This window comes from Georgenia deserti (assembly GCF_042680605.1).
GTDB lineage: Bacteria > Actinomycetota > Actinomycetes > Actinomycetales > Actinomycetaceae > Allobogoriella > Allobogoriella deserti.
In genome coordinates, this window is sequence record NZ_JBHUEE010000007.1 from 154,202 (window position 1) to 175,498 (window position 21,297).

Here is a 21,297-nt window from a genome sequence, read left to right on the forward strand (position 1 = left end):
GTCAGCGGCGTAGCCGCGGCAGCCCGGCCGCCGCCTGTTCCAGCACGGGCATCGACTTCACGAACGTGAACCGTACCCACGAGCGCAGGGACCCGGCCGTGGCGGATCCGGGCGTGCAGAACGCGGTGATGGGGATGGCCACGACTCCGGCCCGCTCCGGCATCTGACGGCAGAGCTCGACGGCGTCGTCCCAGCCGAGCGGTGCCGCGTCCGCCACGAGGAAGTAGGTGCCCGCCGGGGTCAGCGGCGCGAATCCGACGTCGCGCAGCACCTCGGCGAGGACGTCACGCCGTCGGCGCAGTGAGGCCCGCAGGTCGGCGACGTAGGCACCGGTCCGGCCGTCGGTGTCCTCCAGCGCCCCGGCGATCGCGCGCTGCAGCGCGCCCGGGCCGACGTAGGTGAGGAACTGCTTGACCGTGCGGATCGCGGTGACCAGCTCGGCGGGGCCGTGCAGCCAGCCGACCTTCCACCCGGTGAAGCTGAGCGTCTTGCCCGAGGACGAGATGGTCACCGTCCGCTCGGCCATGCCGGGCAGGGTGGCGATCGGCACGTGCAGGTTCTCGTGCTCACGCCCGTCTGGCCCGTAGGTGAGGTGCTCGTACACCTCGTCGGTGACGACCACGACGTCGTGCGCCACCGCCTGCTCCGCGAGCAGGGCGAGTTGCTCGCGGCCGAGGACCGTTCCGGTCGGGTTGTGCGGCGAGTTGAGCAGCAGGACGCGGGTGCGGTCGGTGAAGGCCGCCGCCACGTCCTCCGGATCGAGCCGGAACCCCTCGGTGGCGGGCCGCAACGGCAGGGTGCGGTGCGTCGCGCCGGTCAAGGCGATCGTGGCGGCGTAGGAGTCGTAGAACGGCTCGAGGGTCAGCACCTCATCACCGGGAGCCACCAGGGCGAGGATCGCCGAGGCGATCGCCTCGGTCGCGCCGACGGTGACCAGCACCTCGCGCTCCGGGTCGACCTCGAGGCCGTAGTGCCGGCGCTGGTGAGCGGCCACGGCACTGCGAAGCTCCGGAACGCCGGGGCCGGGCGCGTACTGGTTCGGTCCCTCCCGCAGGTAGGCGGCGGCCGCCTCCCTGATGTGCTCGGGCCCGTCGACGTCGGGGAATCCCTGACCGAGGTTAGCGGCACCGGTGCGTGTGGCCAGCGCCGTCATCTCGGCGAAGATGGTCGAGGCGACGGCGCCGTCGGGTCTGAGCAGTCCGGCCGCGCGCGCGACATCGCGCCAACGAGGTTCAGGCATGCGGGCCATTGTGCCTCGCCGTCGCGGGCCATTCGGACGAGCCGCCCTCGCCAGGTCCGCCCACCGGCCGGGGCCATCCGATCCGGGCCCGGACACCGGGCGAGTAGTGCGCGAGTGGCCGGTCCTGCACGGAGGGGAGTCCGTCCGCCCGCAGCAGGTCCGCGACGTCGGCACGGGCGTCGGCCCGGTACAACGGCCACGGAGGATGCTCGATGTCGATGCGCAGGAGATGGCCGAACCGCCGGACGTAGGCGGACCAACGACCGGTGAGAAAGGTGGCGAGCGGGTCCAGGTCCTCCCGCTCACGGACCCGGATGCTCGCCTGCATCCGGCCGCGCCCATCGCGCCGTTCGGAGGTTACCGCCAGGTACTCGGCGCGGACCCGCACCGCCGTCCGGGACCAGACGTAGCGCAACCCCACGGCGCGCAGCGCGACGACGACCGGCGACCGCGGGCACTCGAGCGAGAAGAACCACACCCCATCCCGACCGTCCGGTCCGATGACGTACGTGCGGACGTTGACCTCGTCGAAGTGCGAGACGTACGGCAACCGCGGAAGGAACGCCGGCCGTGCGTGCATCCGTAAAGGCGTCACGGTCAGCCACGCGGTTCCGTCCGCGGTGTGCGGGCAAAGACCCGGCGGCAGCAACGGCACAAGATCGCGGGCCGGGATCGGCCAGTGTAGGAACACCACGTGCTCCCAGTGCTGGTGACTCACCGCAGCGCGCGCCGGCCTGTCCGCTTCCCGACCGACCATGCGCCCTCCAGCGGTCCCGCCTGCCGGCTGCCAACGTCGAGCCCACCGTGGCACACCTCTCCCGGTGGCGCACGCACTCGGCAGCGATGACGCTTGCCCGGGCGTGAACGCGCGTTTACCCTGGTAAACATGCGTTCACCAGGTGCCGCCGGACGCTCGACCAGGGCCCGGATCCTCGACGCGGCGATCCAGCGCTTCGGCCGCGACGGCTTCGACGCGAGCCTGCGCGCCATCGCCGCCGACGCTGGCGTGAGCGCAGCCGCGATCATCAAGCACTACGGCTCCAAGGAACAGCTGCACGAGGCCTGCGACGAGTACGTGCTCGGATTCATCCGCGACAACAAGCGCACATCCATGAACGCCGACGATCTCGGCGCAGCGTTCATGTCGCAGATGGCGCTGCTGGACGATTACCAGCCCATCTTCCTGTACGTGATGCGCAGTTACATGGCCGGGGGCGAGGTCGCCCGCCACCTCATCGAGCACATGGTCACCGACGCCGTGGACTACGTCCGCGAGGCCGTCGAACGCGGAAAGCTCGTGCCCAGTCGCGACGAAGAGGCCCGGGTTCGATACCTCGTCGGCGCTTCCGTCGGCGGAATGCTCATGGCGGTCATGCGCGAAGATCGCGACCTCCCGGAACTCGACCGGGACTTCTGGCGCCGCACCATGCATGGGATGGCGCTGCCGGCCCTCGAGATCTTCACCGAGGGCTTCCTCACCGATCGCGCCATGCTCGACGAATATCTGCTCTACATCGGTGACCCGCCCCAGTCCGAGGAGCGCTCGGCCTGACGGTGCCGTGACTGCATGTCACGCCACGTCCCGCCGGCGCAGCCGCAACCGTCTGCGGCCCGTCAACTCTCCACAGAACCTCCTACGCCGGAAGGTAGGACATGACCACCACGACTTCTGCGGGCACGCGTACCCGCACCACAACACCCGTGATCGACATCGCGGACGTCACCAAGCGCTACGGGGCCGTCAAGGCGCTCAACGGACTGACCCTGCAGGTCGAGCCGGGCGAGGTGCACGGCTTCCTCGGCCCGAACGGGGCCGGAAAGTCCACCACGATCCGCATCCTCCTCGGGATCCTCCGGTCCGACAGCGGCCGGGTCCGCATGCTCGGCGGCGATCCCTGGAGCGACGCCGTCGCGCTGCACCGGCGCCTCGCCTACGTGCCCGGCGACGTCGAGCTGTGGCCGAACCTCACCGGCGGCGAGGCGATCGACGTGTTCGCACGCCTGCGCGGCGGCATCGACAGCCGCAAGCGGGACGAGCTGTGCGAACGGTTCGACCTCGACCCGAGCAAGAAGGGGCGGACGTACTCCAAGGGCAACCGGCAGAAGGTCGCTCTCATCTCCGCGCTCGCCTCCGACGCCGAACTGCTCCTGCTGGACGAGCCCACCGCCGGCCTGGACCCACTCATGGAGGCCGTCTTCCAGGCGTGCATCCGCGAGGCCAAGGAGGCCGGCCGCACTGTGCTGCTCTCCAGCCACATCCTGGCCCAGGTCGAGGTCCTGGCGGACCGGATCTCGATCATCCGGCAGGGCGCCATCGTCGAGTCCGGATCGCTGACCGAACTGCGGCACCTGACCCGCACCACCGTCACGGCCGAGACCGACCAGGCAGTCGACGGGCTCGCCGACATGACCGGCGTGCACAACCTCACCCAGGAGGGCGAGCGGATCCACCTCGACGTGGACGGCGCCGAACTCGACCCCGTCATGCGCGCACTGGCCGCACGGGGCATCCGCTCCATCACCGCGACGCCGCCGACGCTCGAGCAGCTCCTCCTGCGGCATTACGGCGACGAGCTTTCCGGGAGCACCGCATGAGCGCCACCACCACGAGGCCGACGACCGGCACCCACGTCACGCGCGGCGGGTCGTCCCTGACGGGGACCGGCAGGCTGCTGCGCTTCATGCTGCGCCGCGACCGTATCCGGTTCCCCGCCTGGGCGCTGGGGATGACGGCGATGATGGCCTACTTCGGCAACCTGCTGCCCGAGGTGTGGACCCAGCGGACCCTCGAGGACTTCATGGCCGGGATGGGCAACTCTCCGTTGATGTCCCTCCTCGGTGGACCGGGCTACGGTTTCGAGGAGATCACGCTGCCCCGGTTCATGGTCGACCTGTACGGCCTGTACCTCATCCTCGCCGCGGCACTCATGGGCATCCTCACCATCTCGCGGCACACCCGGGTCGAGGAGCAGACCGGGCGCGCCGAGCTCGTCCGGGCGAACGTGGTGGGGCGCCACGCCCCGCTGACGGCCGCCCTGATCATGGCCGTCGGCCTCAGCCTGGTCACAGGTCTGCTCATGGGGCTTGCCCTGTCGTACTCGGCCATGGAACCGCAGCCGATGAGCTCGGCCTTCCTGTTCGCGGCGGCGGTGGCCGCCAGCGGCATCGCGTTCTCGGGCGTGGCCGCGGTGACCACCCAGCTGTCCGCCTACTCCCGAGCGGCCTCCGGCATGGCCGGCGCCGTCCTCGGTGTTGCCTACGTGCTCCGCGGGCTCGGCGACATGTCCCGCGCCCAGGACGGCCCGGCCACCTGGCTCTCGTGGCTCTCGCCCATCGGCTGGTCGCAGCAGGTCGGCGCGTTCGTGTTGGACCGGTGGTGGCCGCTGCTCATCTCGCTGGCGTTCGCCGCCGTCCTGGCCGCGGTCGCGTTCTGGCTGGAGTCTCGCCGGGACCTCGGTGCCGGCCTCGTCGCCGCGCGGGCCGGATCACCACGGGCCGCCGGCTGGCTCAGCAGCCCGCCGGCCGTCGCGCTGCGCCTGCAACGGGGCTCGCTCATCGGCTGGACCATCGTCATGGCCGTCACCGGCGCCACCTATGGCGCCTTCGGGCAGATCATGGTCGAGGGTTTCACCGACGCCCCCGAGATCATGCTCGAGATGATGGGCGGGGAGGAGAACATCCTCAACGGGTACCTCGGGCTCATGGGTCTGATGTACGCGATCGTCATCGCCGTCTTCGCCATCCTGTCGATCCAAGCCCTGCGCGGCGAGGAGTACGCGCTGCACACCGAGCCGGTGCTGGCCACCGCCGTCGGGCGACCCACGTGGTTGCTCTCATGGACCACCGTGACCACCCTCGGCGCGGTGTGGCTGCTGTTCGTCGCGGGACTGGGCGACGCCGCAGGCGCGTCGATCGCCACCGGCAACGGCGACCTCTTCGGCCCGACCCTGCTCGGCCACGTGATCCACACGCCGGCCGTCTGGGCGGTGACCGGCGTGGCGCTGGCACTGTACGGGCTCGCCCCACGGCTGCTCGGGCTGGCATGGCTGGTCTTCGGTTACGGCGCGTTCATGTCCTTCTTCGGCGGCCCGCTGGACATGCCGGACGCCGCGATGGACCTGTCGGTCTTCCAGCACACCGGCCAGCACCCGCTGGAGGACATCTCCTGGAGCGCCGTCGTCGTCCTGACGGCCATCGCTGTGGCGCTGACGGCCGTCGGCACCGCCGGGTTCCGACGCCGGGATCTCGTCACGGCGTAGCCCCACTCCGCCCGGCCGGGTTCGCACCGAACCGGCCGGGCGGCCCACTCTCCCGACCCGGCCGGGCGGCCCACTCTCCCGTCCCGCCCAGTCCGACCCTCCCAAGCCCAGATCGTCGTGTCCTCGCCCGGGCGCCGGTTCCGGCGATCTCGGCGTGAACGGAGGTCGTGAACGGGGGTTGTCCCCCGGCGAGCTGCCGGGCCAGCACCCTGGTCCGGGCGCCCTCCCGCGGGGAGGCTGAGATCATGACCAGTGTGACGACGGCGACGACCGGCGATCCGGGCCCGGCAGCCGGCGGCAGTCCCGGCCCCCGAACGATGCCCGACGAGAGCCAGCAAGATACGACCTGGCGTGGCGGGCCGAGGCGTCCGGGGTTCGTGACGGCGCCGTTCGACCGCCGCACGTGGTTGCGGTACGGCTACCTGTGGGTGGCCCTGCTCATGGCGCCCTTCGCGCTGGCGTACGCCATCCTCACCGTGGTGCTGACGGCCGGCCTCGCCGTCACGCTCGTCGGTCTGTTCGTCGGCGGCATCCTCGTGGTCGGGGCGCGCGGATGGGCGAGCGCCTACCGGGGCATGGCCGCGGCCATGCTGATCACCGAGATCCCCGCACCTCCGGACCGGCGCCGGGTGCGCGGATTCTTCCGGCGGATGGGGTCACTGCTGGGAGACGCCCACGGCTGGCGCGCACTGCTGTTCATGGTGGTGATGTTCCCGCTGTCGATCGCCGGCTTCGTGGCCAGCACGACGGTCCTCGCCAGTGCAGTCGGCCTGATCACCCAGTGGTACTGGGGCCGTTTCCTCCCGGAGCAGGAGGCCGCCGACGGGACGGTGCACCGGGCGATCCAGATGGGCCCGGACTGGTACGTCGACACACCGCCACGCCACCTCCTCGTCACCGCACTCGGTGTTCTGCTGTTCTTCCTCTGGCCGTGGGTGAACTGGCTGTTCACCCAGGTCGCGCTCCTGCTGAGCCGGTCACTGCTCGGCCCCACGCGCGCCAGCCTCCGGGTGGCCGAGCTTGAGCGCTCGCGCGCCGGAACGGTCCAGGACGCGGACGCCCGGCTACGCCGGATCGAGCGCGACCTGCACGACGGCACCCAGGCTCGCCTGGTCGCTGTGGCCATGCAGCTCGGTGAGGCCAAGGACCAGCTCGACTCCGGCGGCGACCCGGACGAGATCCGTGACCTCATCGGGACGGCGCACGCGTCAACCACCGATGCACTCGGCGAGCTGCGGGAGCTGGCCCGCGGTATCCACCCTCCGGTCCTGGACGACGGCCTGGCGGTGGCGCTCGAGACACTCGCCGCACGCGCGCCGCTCCCGGTGACCGTGGACGTCGACCCAGGCGTCGGCGCGCGTGGCGCGATCCGGCCCGAGGTCGAGTCCATCGCGTACTTCTGCGTGGCCGAGCTCGTCACCAACGCGGCCAAACATGCCGGCGCCTCGGGCGTGTACGTGCTGGTCGAGCGCCGGGACGGCGACATCCGGCTCCGCGTCCGTGACGACGGCCGGGGCGGCGCGGCGATCAGCCGGCCCACCCCGGCCGGCGATCGATCGGGTCTGGGTGGCCTCGCCGAGCGAGTCCGGTCCCTCGACGGCAGCCTGACGATCGACAGTCCCGCCGGAGGCCCGACCGTGGTGACGGTGCTTCTGCCCGGTAGCGTCGGATCGTGACCGACCTCCCTGCCGAACGACCACCGACGGCACTCCGGGTCGCCGTCGCCGAGGACTCCGCAGTGCTGCGGGACGGCCTTGTGGCGCTGCTCGGGCGCCGGGGCCACGAGGTGGTCGCCGCCGTCGGGGACGGTGAGGCGCTGGTGGTCGCGGTCGCCCGTCTCGCGGCGGAGGGCGACCTGCCAGACGTCGTCGTGGCAGACATCCGGATGCCCCCCTCGCACACCGATGAAGGGCTCCGCGCCGCACTGCAGCTTCGAGGCCGGCACCCGGACCTCGGCGTGCTGCTGTTCTCGCAGTACGTCGAGACGCGCTACGCCTCCCGGCTGCTGGCCGGTGGCGCACAAGGGGTGGGGTACCTCCTCAAGGACCGGGTGGCCGAGGTGCGGGATTTCATGGACGCTCTCGGACGAGTGGCGGCCGGGCAGACGGTGCTCGATCCCGAGGTGGTCTCCCAGCTCCTCGGCGCCTCACAGGCCGACGACGGGCTGGGCCGCCTCACCGACCGCGAACGCGAGGTGCTCGAGCTCATGGCCCAGGGGCGTTCGAACGGCGCCATCGCCGAGCAGCTATACCTCTCTTACGGCGCCGTGGAGAAGAACGTCGCCGCCATCTTCACCAAGCTCGACCTGCCGCCGGACAGTGCCGCCCACCGGCGGGTGATGGCGGTGCTGCGCTACCTCGGCGCCACGAGCTGACGCGCCCACCCACTCTGAACGCCGAGATCGTCGTTCTGATCGTTCCCGGCGGCCCTGTCGGCGATCTCGGCGCGCTCAGGGCGGCCTCGGGGATGCCCCCCGGAGCGCTCGGGGGATGACGAGGGACGGCTTGGGGGAACGCCCCATACCGGGCGTCGCCGCAGGTCAGAAGACTGCTGAGCATGGTCCTCCGCCTCGAGGCCGGGTCCCGCACCTACGCCGCCGCCCCGCCTGCCCCCGCACCGCAGACGCTCTCGGCCCCCGCGTCCGCGCCACCCGGCAGTACGGGCCCGGGCCCGCGCCGGGACCGGTTCGTCGATTCGATCCGGGCGCTGGCCACCCTGTGCGTCGTCGGCGTGCACTGGCTGATGCCCGAGGCCACGTGGGACGGCACGAACCTGCACATCGGCAACGCGCTCGCGCACGACTGGGCGTGGGCGATCACGTGGGTGCTGCAACCCCTGGCGGTGCTCTTCTTCGCCGCGGGCGCGGCCGCGGGCTACGACCGGTCCCGGGCCCCACGCCGCCGGTGGGCGAGCGTCCTGACGCGACGGATCTGCGCCGTCGGCGTGCCGGTGGCGGTCTTCGCCGCCGGCTGGCTGCTCACCGTGCCGATGCTGCTCGCGCTCGGGGTGCCCGACGGTGCGGTCTGGCGGATCGTCCGGATGGTTCCGCAGCCGCTGTGGTTCCTCGCGGTGTGGGCTGCATTGCTGGCGCTCGTGCCACTGCTGCGGCGCGCCTGGCTGCGGTGGCGCTGGTGGGTGATGGTGACGGCGGTCGCCGCGCCACTGCTCGTGGACGCCCTGCGGTTCGGCGCAGGTCTCGAGTCGGTCGCCTGGCTCAACCTGATGCTGGTGTGGCACGTGCCGTTCCTGGCCGGCGTCGCCTACGCGACCGACCGGAGCACCGGCCGGCGAGCGCCCCGGGAGGTGCGCACCTGGCTCGGTGCGGGTCTGACCGTCGGGCTCGCGGGCATGATCGCGCTGACCGTCCTGGGGCCGTACCCGCTGAGCATGATCGGGATGCCGGGCGAGGAGATCTCGAACCTCGGTCCGCCGACGGCGCCGATCGTAGCGCAGGCGTTCGTGCAGGTCTGCGGCGTGCTGCTGGCACGGGCGGCGATCGTGCGATGGGCGGCCCGTCGCGGCCCGCGCACCGCACTGCGCGGCGTGACCGCCCGGTCGATGACGATCTACCTCTGGCACCTGACGGCGATGTTCGCCGTCGTCGGCGTCGCGCTCCTCGATCTCGCGCTCACGCTGCCCGAGCCGTGGACGGCCACCTGGTGGGCGACCCGGCCGTTCTGGTTCGGTGCCTTCGCCGTCGTCCTGGTGGTCCTCGTCCGTCTGTTCGGGCCGTTCGAGCGGACGTCTGCGCCCCGCCCTGGTCAACGGGAAATGGGGCGACCCAGCCAGTCCGATCGGGCTAGCGTGGCAGCCGATGACGCGCTTCCTGGAGGCGGCTGAGACAGGTTCGCGCCACACCGCCCGCCGAGCACGTTGCTCGGCGTCGCCGTGCTCGGGTACCACGACCAGCTCGTCGAGATCGAGGCGGTTGCGGCCGTGGACGACGGGTCGCCGTGACCGTGGAGCGGTGAGACGTCAGGACTCCTCCGCCGGGTCGGGTCTGGGGCCCTCCACAGTCCGGGACGCGGCGTTCGCCCGGCGGTTGAGGTAGCGCTGCTCCGGGATCGAGGTGGTCAGCCGCGCCGCCTCGGCGTACTCGCGCGACGCCTCGTCCGCCCGGCCGACGCGTTCGAGCAGGTGGGCTCGGACGGCGTGCGCGCGGTGATGGCGCCGCATCGCCGGTGTGGCCAGCAGCTCCTCGACCAGTTCGAGCCCGTCCTGTGGCCGGTGAGCCATCCCGACGGCGACCGCCCGGTTCAACCGCACCGACGGCGAGGGCGCGACCTGCTCGAGCATCCGGTACAGGACGCTGATCTGCATCCAGTCCGTCTCCGCCCACACCTCGGCCTCGTCGTGGACGGCGGCGATGGCGGCCTGGAGCTGGAAGGGGCCGACGGGACCGGACGGCAGGACACGTTCGATCAGTGCGACGCCTTCGGCGATCGCCGCACGGTCCCAGAGCGCGCGGTCCTGTTGCTCGAGCGGGACGAGGTCACCCGACGGATCCACGCGTGCGGTGCGCCGGGCGTCGGTCAGGAGCATGAGTGCCAGCGCTCCGGTGACCTCGTCGTCCTCGGGCATCAGGGCGTGCAGGTCACGCGTGAGGCGGATTGCCTCGGCAGTGAGCGAGACGTCGACGAGCTCCGCGCCATCCGTGCGCGTGTGCCCCTCGGTGAAGGCGGAGTACAGCACGTGGGCGACGGCGGCGACCCGTTCGAGCGAGGTCTCGCGCGTCGGCAGCTCGAAGCGGGCACCGTGGCGGCGCAGGGTCTGCTTGGCGCGCGAGATCCGCTGGGCCATCGTCGTCTCGGGAACCAGGAAGGCCGCCGCGACCTGCGCCGTCGTCAACCCGGCGACCGCCCGCAGGGTGAGGGCGACCTGGGACGACGGCGTCAGTGCCGGGTGGCAGCACAGAATGAGCAGCCGGAGGGTGTCGTCGTCACCGGTCGTGCCGGCGGGGCGAGCGTCGGCCGGTCCGTCCACGCGTTCGGCGTCCGCGGGGCGGCGCACACCGTCGGCCTCCTCGCGTGCGGCGCGGGCACGCTCGCTGCGCAGCTGGTCGATGAGCCGTCGTGCCGCGACGCGGACGAGCCACGCTCGTGGCTCGTCCGGGACGCCGTCGGCCGGCCACTGGCGAGCCGCCGCCAGCAGGGCCTCCTGGATGGCGTCCTCGGCGTCGTCGAAGTGCCCGTAGCGGCGCACCAGCGCACCGAGGACGTGCGGCACCTCGCGGCGCCACACGTCCTCGAGCCGCTCGGACACGGCGGTTACTGGTCCTCGCCGCCGGGCCACATGGCGGGGCGCAGCTCGACCGTCTCGCCCGGTCCGGCGAACTTCGCGACGAGCTGCTCGGCCCGCTCCTGGCTCTCGACGTCGATGAGGAAGAACCCGGCGAGGTGCTCCTTGGCCTCGGAGTACGGTCCGTCCGTGACGACGGCGCCACCGTCCCAGCGCACGAGCCTGGCGGCCGCCGGGTCCCCGAGCGCCTCGCCGGCGAGCAGCTCACCGCGCTCGGACATCTCGGCCATGACGGCCTCGAACTCCGCGTGCAGCTGCTCGCGCTCGGCCTCGGGCAACGCCTGGTTCTCGGTCACGTAGTCACCGGTCGGATGACCCCACGGCTGCGGGTTGGAGTGGATGAGGATCACGTACTTCACGGTCGCTCCCGTCGTCGCGGGCCGGCCCCTCGCCAGCCCTCTCACCCGTGACGTCGGAGCCATCCGGCGCACCTCGACATCATGGCGCAGGTTGAGTGGCGCGTTTCGCCGCGACGGGAACGAGGTTGCCCGATCGGTCGATTTTTCGACGGATTCTGCAACCTCGTTCCCGGTGCTCACGCCGCAGATCACCGAGTTCTACCGCGGACTCGAACCGTACCCAGCGGGACGCTGAACAGATACGTCGAGCTGCGAGCCGCACAGCCGTGACAGCATGGCCCCATGACCGTTCCCACGATCACCCTCAACGATGGCAACCAGATCCCCCAGCTCGGCTTCGGCGTCTACCTCGTCGAGCCGGACCAGGCCGAGCGCATCGTCAGCGACGCGCTCGAGATCGGCTACCGCCACATCGACACCGCCAAGCTCTACGAGAACGAGGACGGCGTCGGCCGCGCGGTGGCCAAGTCGGGCATCCCGCGCGAGGACATCTGGATCACCACCAAGCTGTGGAATGACGACCAGGGCAAGGACAAGGCTCCCGCCGCGTTCGAGCGCTCACTCGACAAGCTCGGCCTGGACTACGTGGACCTGTACCTCATCCACTGGCCCAAGCCCGGCCAGGGCACGTTCGTCGAGACGTGGCAGGTGTTCGAAGAGATCAAGGCCTCGGGCCGCGCCAAGTCGATCGGCGTCTCGAACTTCCAGCCGCACCACCTCGAGGAGCTGTTCCGGCACTCCGAGACCGTGCCCTCGATCAACCAGATCGAGCTGCACCCGCGGCTGATCCAGCAGGAGAACCGCGACTTCGCCCGCCGGCACGGCATCGCGATCGAGTCCTGGGGTCCGCTCGGTCAGGGCAAGTACCCGCTCCTGGACCTGCCGGAGATCACCTCCGCGGCCGAGGCCCACGGCGTCACGCCGGCCCAGGTGGTCATCCGCTGGCACCTGCAGCACGGGCTCATCGTCTTCCCGAAGACGAACAGCGCCGAGCGTGCGAAGACGAACTTCGACGTCTTCGGCTTCGAGCTCACCGACGCGGAGATGGCCGCCATCGACGGTCTCGACGACGGCACCCGCGGCGGCCCCGACCCGGACACGTTCTGAGGCCGCCACGACGGCACCAGTCGGCCGCCGTCGACCGGCCTGCTGACCGGCACGCGACCGATAGCAACCGCGACTGCGAGATCAGCTGCCCGCACCCGACGACTCGGGTGCGGGCAGCTTTCTCGCGATGCGCGTGACCGTCAGCCACGTGCGGGTGGTGAGGTCCTTGCCGATCTGTCGTTCCAACCACGACATGTAGTCCGGGGTCTTCGCCGCCGTCGTGTCGAGCACGGCGTGCACGGCGCGGGCGTGCGGGTCGTACCCGAGCAACCGCGTGGCCGGATCCCCCGGGTCGGGCAGGGGGTCCGCCGCCGGGTCGAGCGGTCGCTTGAGGAACGTCGTCGTCAGGTACGTGGCCTTCGTGTGGTCGAGGTCGCCGAACGGGGCTCGATCCACCAGGGCGCGTAAGTCCTCGCCGCGACGCACGATGGTTCCGCCGGGGATGTCCAGATCCTCGCGCAACCCGGCCTGGATGCGGTCCTCGAGCACGGCGACGTCCGAGTCCTCGGAGGTGAAGACGATGTTGCCGCTGGAGATCACCGAGGCGACGTCGGTCAGGCCGAGGCGTTCGAAGACGCCCCGCAATCGGTCGTTGCGCATGTTCGGGTTGCCAGGCCCGATGCCGCGCAGCAGCGCGCAGTACGCCGTCATGACGGCACTGTAGCGTCGCCGTCGTCGTGCGGGCCCGGGCCTGACCCGCGACGATGGCGGCCATGGGCAGCAGTGACGTGCGCCGAGGCAGGGCGTCGTGAGCACCGCAGCGGCGTGGGTCGCGACCGCTGCCGGGATCGTCATGGTCGTGGTGGCCGTCTGGGACGTCTTCCACACCATGTGGCATCCGAGCGGCCAGGGACGGCTGAGCGGCGGTGTGCTGAGCCTGGTGTGGCGGGTGTGCCGGCGACTCGGTGTCCGCGGACGCCGGCTGAGCGGGCCGGCCGGCATGGTCATGGTCATCGTGACGTGGGCAGGCATGGTCCTGCTCGGCTGGGCCCTCGTGTACTGGCCGCGTCTGCCGGAGAGCTTCTCCTACGGGCCCGGCAGCCCCGTCCTGGACCCGACTTTCCTCGACGCGGTCTATCTCTCCGCGGTCACGGTCGCCACACTGGGCTACGGCGACATCGTTCCGGTCTCGCCGGTGCTGCGGCTGGTCATGCCGCTGGAGAGCCTCCTCGGCTTCGGGCTGCTGACCGCCGCCGTCTCCTGGGTCCTCCAGGTCTATCCGGCGCTGACCCGGCGGCGGTCCCTGGCCTTGCGGCTGGCGACGTTGCAGCGCACCGACACCGCCGACAACCTCGACCGGATGCACCCGACCACGGCCGCGTCCCTGCTCGACGGCGTCACCGACGCCATCTGTGCCACCCACCTGGACTACGCGCAGTACGCCGAGACGTACTACTTCGGCGACCCCAGCCCGGAGACCTCGCTCGGCGCGACGGTCGGTTACGCCCGCCGTCTGGGCCGTGCGGCACAGATGTGCGGCTCCGTGGACGCGCGGCAGGCCGGCGCGTCACTGACCTCCGCCATCAGGGAACTCGCGCGAGTTCTCGACGAGCAGTACCTGCGCACCGGCTCGGATGTCGACGGCGTCCTGGCGGCCTTCCGGGAGGACCAGCGCTGACCCCACGCCCAGAAGCGGGGCCACCGCGGCCGATCAGTGGCCCGCCGCGTCAGTGACAGCCGAGTCCGACCTCGGTGCACACGACGACGTGCCGGTGCCCCTCGTCGGGCGTGACGCAGTCGAGGTCGGTGCATTCCCAGGTGCCGTCGGCGTGCCAGACCCAGGTGCCGTGGCAGTGCACGAGGTGGGCGTCGCGGCACGTGTCGGTGTGCTGCTCGGCCTGCTGCGCCGTCGTCATGAAGCCTTCTTCCGCCGGGTACCCCGGGCGCCCTCGATCGCCGCGACGAGCTCGTCCTTGGACATGCTCGAGCGGCCGGAGACGTCGAGGTCACGCGCGAGATCGGTGAGTTCCTTCTTGGACTTCGCGGACAGCTCGTCCGCGTCGTGGTCGGGCGCGGTGCGCTGCAGTCCGCCGGCCTGCTCGCGGTTGCCCGCCCGATGCTGCCGGGAGGCCTCGACGGAGCGCCGCAGCGCGTCCATGAGGTCGACGACCTTGTCCTCCTCGCCCTCGCCCTCCTCGGGCGTGACGATGTCCTCGCCGGACCGCTTGGCCTCGACGAGGTCGAGCACCTTCTCGCGGTAGGTGTCCTGGTAGTTGGCCGGATCCCAGTCCGTGGTGAGGGAGTCGATGAGGGTGACGGCCATGTCGAGGTCGCGCTTGGCGGGCTTGTCCTTCTCCGAGGGCATCCGCGCGATCTCGTCCTGCGCGTTGCGCACCTCGTCGGCGAAGTACATCGTCTCCAGCACGAGCATGCCGTCCTCGGAGCGGATGGCGGCGAGGTACTGCTTGGAGCGCATGACGAAGTTCGCGATGGCGATCCTGCCGGACCGTTCCATCGCCTGGGCCAGCAGGTTGTATGCGCGGTCGTCGCCCTTGGACTGCGGCGCCAGGTAATAGGTCTTCCGGTAGTAGATCGGGTCGATCTGGGCGGCGTCGACGAAGTCCGTGATGTCGATGGTGCGGGACTTACCGGGGGCGATCTCGTCGAGTTCCTCGGGCTCGAGGATCACGTAGTCGCCCGTGCCGAGCTCGTAGCCCTTGACGATGTCCGAGTAGTCGACCTCCTTGCCGGTGTCCTCGTTGATCCGCCGGTACCGAATCCGGGAGGACGTGCCCTTCTCGAACTGACGGAAGTGGATCGTCCGGTCCTCGGTCGCCGAGTACATCCCGACGGGGACGTTGACGAGCCCGAAGGCCAGCGCTCCACTCCAGATCGCCCGTGCCATCTGCCACCTCCTGGGGGTCAGCGTGCCGCGGACGACGCCGTGATGCACGTGGGCAGGCCGGACGCGTGCTCCGTCCACGCTCCGGGCAATTACTACGACGGCGCAACAAACCGTGCCAGCATGGTGCCCATGACCGTTCCCACGATCTCTCTCAACGACGGCAACCAGATCCCGCAGCTCGGCTTCGGCGTCTTCCTCGTCGAGCCCGACGAGGCCGAGCGGGTGGTGACCGACGCCCTCGAGGTCGGATACCGCCATATCGACACCGCGGCGATCTACAAGAACGAGGAGGGCGTCGGCCGCGCCATCGCCGCCTCCGGCATCCCCCGCGACGAGCTGTTCGTGACCACCAAGCTGTGGAACGAGGACCAGGGCACCGAGTCGGCCCACGCCGCGATCGACCGCTCGCTCGAGCGCCTCGGACTGGACTACGTGGACCTTTACCTCATCCACTGGCCGAGCCCCACCCGCGGGAAGTACGTCGAGTCGTGGAAGGCGATGGAACAGATCAAGGCCGCCGGCAAGGCCCGTTCCATCGGCGTCTCGAACTTCCACCAGCACCACCTGGACGAGGTCATCGAGGCCTCGGACACCGTTCCGGCGATCGACCAGATCGAGCTGCACCCGAAGTTCGCCCAGACCCAGCTGCGGTCCTACGGCAAGGACAAGGGCATTGCCATCGAGGCCTGGGGTCCGCTCGGCCAGGGCAAGTACCCGCTGTTCGAGCTGCCGGAGATCACCTCTGCGGCCGAGGCGCACGGCGTCACGCCGGCCCAGGTGGTCATTCGCTGGCACCTGCAGCACGGCATCATCGTCTTCCCCAAGACGAACAGCCGGGAGCGGGCGCAGCAGAACTTCGACGTCTTCGGCTTCGAGCTGACCGACGCCGAGATGAGCGCCATCGACGGTCTTGACGACGGCACCCGCGTCGGCGCCGACCCGGACACCGCCACGTTCTGACGCCCTGACTCCACGGGCGCTTCCGCGGAAGCGCCCTGGCATTGCACCACGAGCCCCGCCGGCCGCCAGGTCGGCGGGGCTCGAGCATATTCGGCGGGGCCGCGCGCCAGTGGCTCAGGAGTGCCGTACGTCCGCCGGTGCCGCCCTGGGACCACCACCCGGTGTCCACCCGCAGGGGGACCCCGCTCGGTGAGGTTCGTCCTTTCGGCCGATGGCACGGCCGGAGGCGGTCAATACCGTCGTCGGTATGAAGGAAGAAGATCTGCCGATGGAGCCGCGAGCGGCCTGGGGCGTAGGGATCGCTGTCGGCGTGGCGGTGGGGGTCGCCGCCGGCACCGCGATGGACAACCTGCTGCTCGGAGTCCCGCTGGCGGCCGGGGTGAGCGTCGCGCTGGCCAAGGCGTTCGGTCCGTCGCGCCGCAAGAAGCGCTGACCGTCCCGTCGCCCGACGCCACGCCGGCCCCGCCGCTCACGGCGTCAGCCGGCCGGGCGATCTGCCGTGAGGTCGACCTCGCGCACCGGGTCGCCCCCGTCGACGAACAATCGGCCCGACGGCGTCAGGGCAGCCGCGATCCGGCGGCGTGCCGTCTCGCCGGCACGCGGGTGGCGGCCATCGAGCGCACCGACACGAACGGCGAAGGCCAGGTCGAACGGCTGCTCCCCGGGTGCGAGGACGAACTCCTCGACGGCACAGTGGCGCACACTGAGCCTCCCGGACTCGATCTCGGCTCGCGCATACCGTTCCGTGAGCGACACTCCCCTGGCGGAGCGGTCGATGACCAGGACGTGGCCCTCGCCGAGGCGTCGGGCGACCTCGCGCGCCGCAGCACCTGGAGCCCCGCCGATCTCGAGCACCCGCATGCCGGCGGCAAGGGGGAGCGCGTCGACGACCGCGGCAAGCCGCGGCGACAGGGTCATGACGGCGAGTCAAGCACACGCCGGCGGCGTGGTGGCCGGAACGGTGCTGAACACGATTGGCTGTGCCGTGTGGCGGGTGGGCACTTCTTCGACGTGACGGACGGCGGACCGCTGCGGCTGGAGCTGCGCAGCATCGACGGACTCGACTTCACTGTGCTGCGACAGTTCGGGTACCGCGCACCGCGGCACGAGGAGCCGTTCGTCGTTCCGGCGGACCTCGACCGGTTCGCCACCGATCTCGCGTCGGTGCCGTGGGTGTTCACGTGGCTGGTGCCCAAGAGCGGCGACTTCCTGCCCGCGGCGGTCCTCCACGACGCCCTGGTCGACAACGAGCACCTCGGTCCGAGGATCGACCGCGTCGAGGCCGACCGGCTGTTCCGGGAGGCGATGATCGGGCTCGGCACCGGCCGGGTCCGCGCATGGTTGATGTGGGCCGCCGTCTGCACGGCGACGATGTGGCGCTCCGGTCGCCTGGCGACGCGCCTGGCGCTCGTCGGGTTCCTGGCCGCCGTCGTGGTGCTCGGTTCGCTGGCGACCCTCGACGTGGCCGACGTCTGGAACGTCCTGCCGTGGATGCTCGAGGGCTCCCTCGGTGCCGAGATCGCCGCCGGCGCCGTCGGTGCGGCGGTCGTCCCGGCCGTGCTGTCGGTGACCTGGGGCCGGCTGTGGCGCGCCGCGGTGATCCTGGGTGTCTCGCTGGCGTTCCTGCTGCATGTGACCGTGGTGCTCGCGGTGCTCTCCGGCCTGTACTTCGCGCTGGAACGCGTCGTCAGCGGCCCGCGGGACCAGCGCGGCCTGCGCACACGAGACCGCGGCCGCGCCGGCCACCAGACCCGCTAGCACGTCGACCGACGCGCCCCGACGCGGCACCGGTCCCAGTGGGCGAGGTCGCGGAGGAGCTGCCGGTCGTGAGACGCGACGACGACTGCCGCGCCGGTCGTCTCGAGCGCGGACACGAGCTCGTCGACGAGGGTGATCGACAAGTGGTTCGTCGGTTCGTCCAGGATCAGCACGTCAGGACGCTCGGCCAGTCGTAACGCGAGCTCGAGCCGCCTGAGCTGGCCCATGGACAGTCGTCCGACCGGGGTGTTGCCCGCTTGGCGGTCGAGCAACCCCATGCTCGCCAGTGACACGGCCTCGTCCTCGGTGAGCCGGCCGTGGGCAACGAGCCGGTTGACGTGGTCGGCGAAGGCTCGCGCCGCCGTCGGCGTGTCACCCAGGCGGGGAGTCTCCTGGGCGACCAGGCCGAGGCGCACTCCCTCGGAGCGGTGAACCGTCCCGGTGCTGGGCGCGAGCCGGCCGGCGAGGACAGCGAGCAAGGTCGACTTACCGGCACCGTTCGGCCCCGTCACGAGTAGCCGACCACCTGCCCTGAGCGAAACCGAGATCGGACCCGGCAGTCGGTCCTCCACAGCGACGTCATGGGCCTGCACGAGCATCGCGCCCCGCCGTCGGCCCAGAGGTGGGATCCGGAGCCGCAACGGCGGTTCCGGAACCGTGATGCGGTGGGCTTCGAGCTCGTCCCGCCTCCGGTTGACCGCCTGAACCACGCCCGGAGCACGGGACTGACGCTGGTGCTTGTGCGTGCCCTTGTCAGGACGCCAGCCCGTGCTGAGGCGAGCCTGCGCCTCCTGCAGCGCCTCCTCCAGTCGCCGCCGCTCGCCCTGCTGCGCCTCATACTCCTGCTCCCAGCGTGCGCGTTCGCGTTCCCGTCCTGCGCGCCATCCGGCGTAGCCGCCGCCGTACACCCGCGGTCGGCCGTCCTCGCTGGGGTCGAGATCGAGAACCTGATCGGCGACGTCAGTGAGCAGGGCGCGGTCATGGCTGACCAGGACGACGCCGCCGCGATGCTCACGCAACCGACGGGTGAGGAACGTCAACGCGCCGTCGTCGAGATGATTGGTCGGCTCGTCGAGCAGGAGCAGATCGACATCCGCACCGAGCAGGCACGCCAGCCGGACGCGATACCGCTGGCCCACGGAGAGTGTCTCCAGGCCGCGCCCCCGGTCGGTGCACGCGTCGAGCGCCTGCAGGGCGATGTCGAGGCGGCGGTCCGCGTCCCACGCGTCGAAGGCTTCGCAGGCCTCAAGTGCGGTGGTGTACGCCTGTTCGGCGCCCGGCTCACCGGCGGCGAGCGCGGCGGTCCCCCGGTCGAGGCGGTCGAGGGCCGCCCGGGGTCCGGCGACAGCCTGGTCGAGGAGGTCTCCGACAGTCATGCCGGGTGGTGTCTCGAGTTCTTGTTCAGCGATGCCCAGCGTGCCGACCCGCCGGATCGCGCCGTGGTCCGGGTCCAGTCGGCCCGACAGTGTTTCCAGGAGTGTGGTCTTGCCGCGCCCGTTCTCCCCGACGACGGCGATCCGGGCACCGGGGGTCACGGTGAGGTCCACGTGGTCCAGAACGAGCCGGCCGCCGCGCCGGACGGTCACGTCGACGGCTGCCAACTGGGCGTCAGCGCGCGCTGGGACGCCGCTGTCGATGGTGGAGGTGTGGGTGTGGGTGGTCTCCGAATGCGTGTGCACGAATAGTCTCCGCGGTCGTCTGACGAGCCGGGAGGCACGCGTCACGTGCCGCCCGGCAGGGCCGTGGACGGCAGCGGAGAACGAGAAGGGTTGGCCGCCGCCGTCAGGCGGCGGCGCGCAGCTTCAGAGAACCGGTCGGCATCCCACCAGGATAACGAACGGGCGCCTACGGCACGGGGCGGATGCCACCGTCACCCGCGGGGCTGATGCCAGTCGTGGACGGGCTGGGGCAGGCTTGGGGCCATGACGAGCACTCCTTCGCGCGCCCGCACGGGCGCCCTGCCGCTCCACCTCGTGCGGGGCTTCCTCATCGGGCTCGCCGAACTGCTGCCGGGCATCTCGGGCGGCACCATCGCGCTGATCACCGGCGTCTACGAACAGCTCATCAACTCCGCCGGACACGTGCTCGGCGCGGTCCGCCGCCTGGTCACCGGGCCGGACCGTGCCGCTGGCTTCCGGGCAGAGCTCGCGCGCACCGACTGGTGGCTCGTCGTTCCCGTCCTGATCGGGATGGCGACGGCGGTGCTCACCGTGGCGGGTACCGCCGAGCATCTGGTGGCCGAGCACACCGAACTGGCCCGCGGCCTGTTCTTCGGCCTGGTCGCGGCGAGCCTCGTCGTGCCGATCCGACTCCTGCCGCGTGAGGACCGTACCGCCGCGACCACGGTGCGGGACGTTCTCGCCGTCGTCGTGGCCGCCGTCGTCGCCTTCATGCTGGTCGGCATGGCCGCCGGCGGCTCGGAGTCCGCGCCGGCCACGCCGGCGGTGTTCCTGGCGGCCATGGTCGCGATCTGCGCGCTGGTGGTGCCGGGCGTCTCCGGCTCCTTCTTCCTGCTGGCGATCGGCCTGTACTCGCCGACCCTGCAGGCGGTCGACCAACGCGATCTGGGCTACCTCGCCGTCTTCGCCGCCGGCGCACTTATCGGCTTGGTCTCCATCGTGCAGGTGCTGCGCTATCTGCTGCGCACCCGCCGCCGGGTCACGCTGCTGGCGATGGCCGGCCTGATGCTCGGCTCACTCCGGGCTCTGTGGCCGTGGCAGTCGGCGCCCGAGTCGGAGAGCGGCCCGGGCGCACTCATCGCCCCCTACGAGCCGATCGCGGGCCCGGTGCTGTTCGCTGTGCTGGGGGCCGCCGTCGTCCTCATTCTCATCACGGTGGAGAACCGGATGGCGAAGCGGTCATAGCGCCTCACAGACACCGCTGGGCTCAGCCGGTCGTGACCACAAGAGCCGGCGCACGGCGAGGGTTTGATCGCCGAACGGCTACTGGGGGCTTCAGGTCTCGTCGCTCTGCGCCCAGGCGGCTACGGGCATCGTGAGGTAAACGCCGACGAAGATCTCGTCGGCCGCCAGGTCGGTGAGCCCGTGCAGGATGGTGTCGGCGCGGTCCTGGCGGTTGCGGGCACGGTCGTCGAACCACTTCGACTTCACCTCGATCAGTACGTCGACTCCCGTCCTGTCCCACCGGCCGAAGTCATGGAACCGAAGCGTGACGTCCCCGGGCTTGAGCTGACCGTCGTAAGGCTCTGCTTCGCATTCGACCGCCTCGGACACCAGCTCCGGCAGGCGGTCGCCGAGCGCTCGTTTCGTCTCGGAAGACACGCGGTCCGAGCACGTGACGTCGACGATCGGCATGCCTCCAGTCTAGAAGCGGCCCTCTCACTCGGCCCGCGCCGAGCACCTCACCACGCTGAGCGCGGACGACCCGAACGACTTTGGCCGCGGATCCGCAATGCCGCGGCCGCCCGTCGACGTCAAGGCCTGCAGGCCTGCTTCCGGTATGTCCGTGGAT

The 21,297-nt window shown here is 71.1% G+C and carries 22 protein-coding genes and 1 pseudogene; 13 read left to right on the forward strand and 10 right to left on the reverse strand.

Annotated elements, in window-relative coordinates:
* Position 1 precedes the first annotated feature (1 nt).
* On the reverse strand, positions 2-1,240 hold the full coding sequence (locus ACFSE6_RS13725; protein ID WP_388008111.1) for an aminotransferase class I/II-fold pyridoxal phosphate-dependent enzyme: 1,239 nt from the start codon (positions 1,238-1,240) through the stop codon (positions 2-4).
* Positions 1,233-1,997, reverse strand: a complete 765-nt coding sequence (locus ACFSE6_RS13730; protein ID WP_388008114.1) for a YqjF family protein — start codon at positions 1,995-1,997, stop codon at positions 1,233-1,235. Before ACFSE6_RS13730 ends, ACFSE6_RS13725 begins: the two co-directional genes overlap by 8 nt.
* 129 nt (positions 1,998-2,126) lie before the next feature.
* Between ACFSE6_RS13730 and ACFSE6_RS13735 the strand changes: the two genes are divergently transcribed.
* The 7 genes and pseudogenes from ACFSE6_RS13735 to ACFSE6_RS13765 all read left to right on the forward strand — a co-directional run.
* A complete protein-coding gene (locus ACFSE6_RS13735) occupies positions 2,127-2,792 on the forward strand; it encodes a TetR/AcrR family transcriptional regulator (protein WP_388008117.1) in 666 nt (221 codons plus the stop codon).
* Between the two features lie 101 nt (positions 2,793-2,893).
* A complete protein-coding gene (locus tag ACFSE6_RS13740; protein WP_388008120.1) occupies positions 2,894-3,835 on the forward strand; it encodes an ABC transporter ATP-binding protein in 942 nt (313 codons plus the stop codon).
* Positions 3,832-5,499, forward strand: a complete 1,668-nt coding sequence (locus ACFSE6_RS13745) for an ABC transporter permease (RefSeq protein WP_388008123.1) — start codon at positions 3,832-3,834, stop codon at positions 5,497-5,499. Before ACFSE6_RS13740 ends, ACFSE6_RS13745 begins: the two co-directional genes overlap by 4 nt.
* Before the next feature lie 245 nt (positions 5,500-5,744).
* On the forward strand, positions 5,745-7,175 hold the full coding sequence (locus ACFSE6_RS13750; RefSeq protein WP_388008126.1) for a sensor histidine kinase: 1,431 nt from the start codon (positions 5,745-5,747) through the stop codon (positions 7,173-7,175).
* Positions 7,172-7,873: a response regulator gene (locus ACFSE6_RS13755; protein ID WP_388008129.1), complete on the forward strand. Its 702-nt coding sequence runs from the start codon at positions 7,172-7,174 to the stop codon at positions 7,871-7,873. The genes ACFSE6_RS13750 and ACFSE6_RS13755 overlap by 4 nt, the downstream gene beginning before the upstream one ends.
* Positions 7,874-8,055: 182 nt before the next feature.
* A complete protein-coding gene (locus ACFSE6_RS13760) occupies positions 8,056-9,339 on the forward strand; it encodes an acyltransferase family protein (protein ID WP_388008132.1) in 1,284 nt (427 codons plus the stop codon).
* Positions 9,340-9,456, forward strand: a pseudogene (locus ACFSE6_RS13765) (RidA family protein); the annotation flags it as partial.
* An 18-nt stretch (positions 9,457-9,474) separates the two neighbouring features.
* Here ACFSE6_RS13765 and ACFSE6_RS13770 read toward each other — a convergent pair.
* Both ACFSE6_RS13770 and ACFSE6_RS13775 read right to left on the reverse strand, forming a co-directional pair.
* Positions 9,475-10,761, reverse strand: coding sequence for an RNA polymerase sigma factor (locus ACFSE6_RS13770; RefSeq protein ID WP_388008135.1), 1,287 nt, complete (start codon positions 10,759-10,761; stop codon positions 9,475-9,477).
* A 5-nt stretch (positions 10,762-10,766) separates the two neighbouring features.
* The gene (locus ACFSE6_RS13775) at positions 10,767-11,156 is read right to left on the reverse strand and encodes a YciI family protein (RefSeq protein ID WP_388008138.1); all 390 of its coding nucleotides are present in this window, start codon (positions 11,154-11,156) and stop codon (positions 10,767-10,769) included.
* A 282-nt stretch (positions 11,157-11,438) separates the two neighbouring features.
* Between ACFSE6_RS13775 and ACFSE6_RS13780 the strand changes: the two genes are divergently transcribed.
* Complete coding sequence (locus ACFSE6_RS13780) at positions 11,439-12,263, forward strand: aldo/keto reductase (RefSeq protein WP_388008141.1); 825 nt, start codon at positions 11,439-11,441, stop codon at positions 12,261-12,263.
* Between the two features lie 81 nt (positions 12,264-12,344).
* Here the strand turns inward: ACFSE6_RS13780 and ACFSE6_RS13785 are convergent, their stop codons facing one another.
* Positions 12,345-12,914 (reverse strand): DUF1697 domain-containing protein, encoded by a 570-nt coding sequence (locus tag ACFSE6_RS13785; RefSeq protein ID WP_388008144.1) that lies wholly within the window; start codon positions 12,912-12,914, stop codon positions 12,345-12,347.
* Positions 12,915-13,011: 97 nt separating this feature from the next.
* Here ACFSE6_RS13785 and ACFSE6_RS13790 point away from each other — a divergent pair, with 97 nt between their 5' ends.
* Positions 13,012-13,881, forward strand: coding sequence for a potassium channel family protein (locus ACFSE6_RS13790; RefSeq protein WP_388008147.1), 870 nt, complete (start codon positions 13,012-13,014; stop codon positions 13,879-13,881).
* A 49-nt stretch (positions 13,882-13,930) separates the two neighbouring features.
* Here ACFSE6_RS13790 and ACFSE6_RS13795 read toward each other — a convergent pair whose 3' ends face one another.
* Together ACFSE6_RS13795 and ku are read right to left on the reverse strand one after the other, a co-directional pair.
* A complete protein-coding gene (locus ACFSE6_RS13795) occupies positions 13,931-14,119 on the reverse strand; it encodes a hypothetical protein (RefSeq protein ID WP_388008150.1) in 189 nt (62 codons plus the stop codon).
* Positions 14,116-15,108 carry a non-homologous end joining protein Ku gene (gene ku / locus ACFSE6_RS13800; protein ID WP_388008153.1) on the reverse strand — a complete coding sequence of 331 codons (993 nt, stop codon included), beginning with the start codon at positions 15,106-15,108 and terminating at the stop codon, positions 14,116-14,118. The genes ACFSE6_RS13795 and ku overlap by 4 nt, the downstream gene beginning before the upstream one ends.
* Positions 15,109-15,237: 129 nt before the next feature.
* Here ku and ACFSE6_RS13805 point away from each other — a divergent pair, with 129 nt between their 5' ends.
* Positions 15,238-16,068, forward strand: a complete 831-nt coding sequence (locus tag ACFSE6_RS13805) for an aldo/keto reductase (protein ID WP_388008156.1) — start codon at positions 15,238-15,240, stop codon at positions 16,066-16,068.
* 247 nt (positions 16,069-16,315) lie between these two features.
* Positions 16,316-16,501 carry a hypothetical protein gene (locus tag ACFSE6_RS13810; RefSeq protein WP_388008159.1) on the forward strand — a complete coding sequence of 62 codons (186 nt, stop codon included), beginning with the start codon at positions 16,316-16,318 and terminating at the stop codon, positions 16,499-16,501.
* A gap of 44 nt (positions 16,502-16,545) precedes the next feature.
* Here ACFSE6_RS13810 and ACFSE6_RS13815 read toward each other — a convergent pair whose 3' ends face one another.
* Positions 16,546-16,986 carry an SAM-dependent methyltransferase gene (locus ACFSE6_RS13815; protein ID WP_388008162.1) on the reverse strand — a complete coding sequence of 147 codons (441 nt, stop codon included), beginning with the start codon at positions 16,984-16,986 and terminating at the stop codon, positions 16,546-16,548.
* Positions 16,987-17,055: 69 nt separating this feature from the next.
* Here ACFSE6_RS13815 and ACFSE6_RS13820 point away from each other — a divergent pair, with 69 nt between their 5' ends.
* Positions 17,056-17,826: a DUF1353 domain-containing protein gene (locus ACFSE6_RS13820; RefSeq protein WP_388008165.1), complete on the forward strand. Its 771-nt coding sequence runs from the start codon at positions 17,056-17,058 to the stop codon at positions 17,824-17,826.
* Here ACFSE6_RS13820 and ACFSE6_RS13825 read toward each other — a convergent pair.
* Entirely contained in the window at positions 17,823-19,505 is a 1,683-nt protein-coding gene (locus ACFSE6_RS13825) for an ABC-F family ATP-binding cassette domain-containing protein (RefSeq protein WP_388008168.1), read from the reverse strand. The genes ACFSE6_RS13820 and ACFSE6_RS13825 overlap by 4 nt on opposite strands.
* A gap of 243 nt (positions 19,506-19,748) precedes the next feature.
* On the opposite strand from ACFSE6_RS13825, the gene ACFSE6_RS13830 reads away from it, so the two are divergent.
* Positions 19,749-20,690 carry a DUF368 domain-containing protein gene (locus ACFSE6_RS13830; protein WP_388008171.1) on the forward strand — a complete coding sequence of 314 codons (942 nt, stop codon included), beginning with the start codon at positions 19,749-19,751 and terminating at the stop codon, positions 20,688-20,690.
* A 90-nt stretch (positions 20,691-20,780) separates the two neighbouring features.
* Here the strand turns inward: ACFSE6_RS13830 and ACFSE6_RS13835 are convergent, their stop codons facing one another.
* Complete coding sequence (locus ACFSE6_RS13835; RefSeq protein WP_388008174.1) at positions 20,781-21,140, reverse strand: hypothetical protein; 360 nt, start codon at positions 21,138-21,140, stop codon at positions 20,781-20,783.
* Between the last annotated feature and the right edge of the window lie 157 nt (positions 21,141-21,297).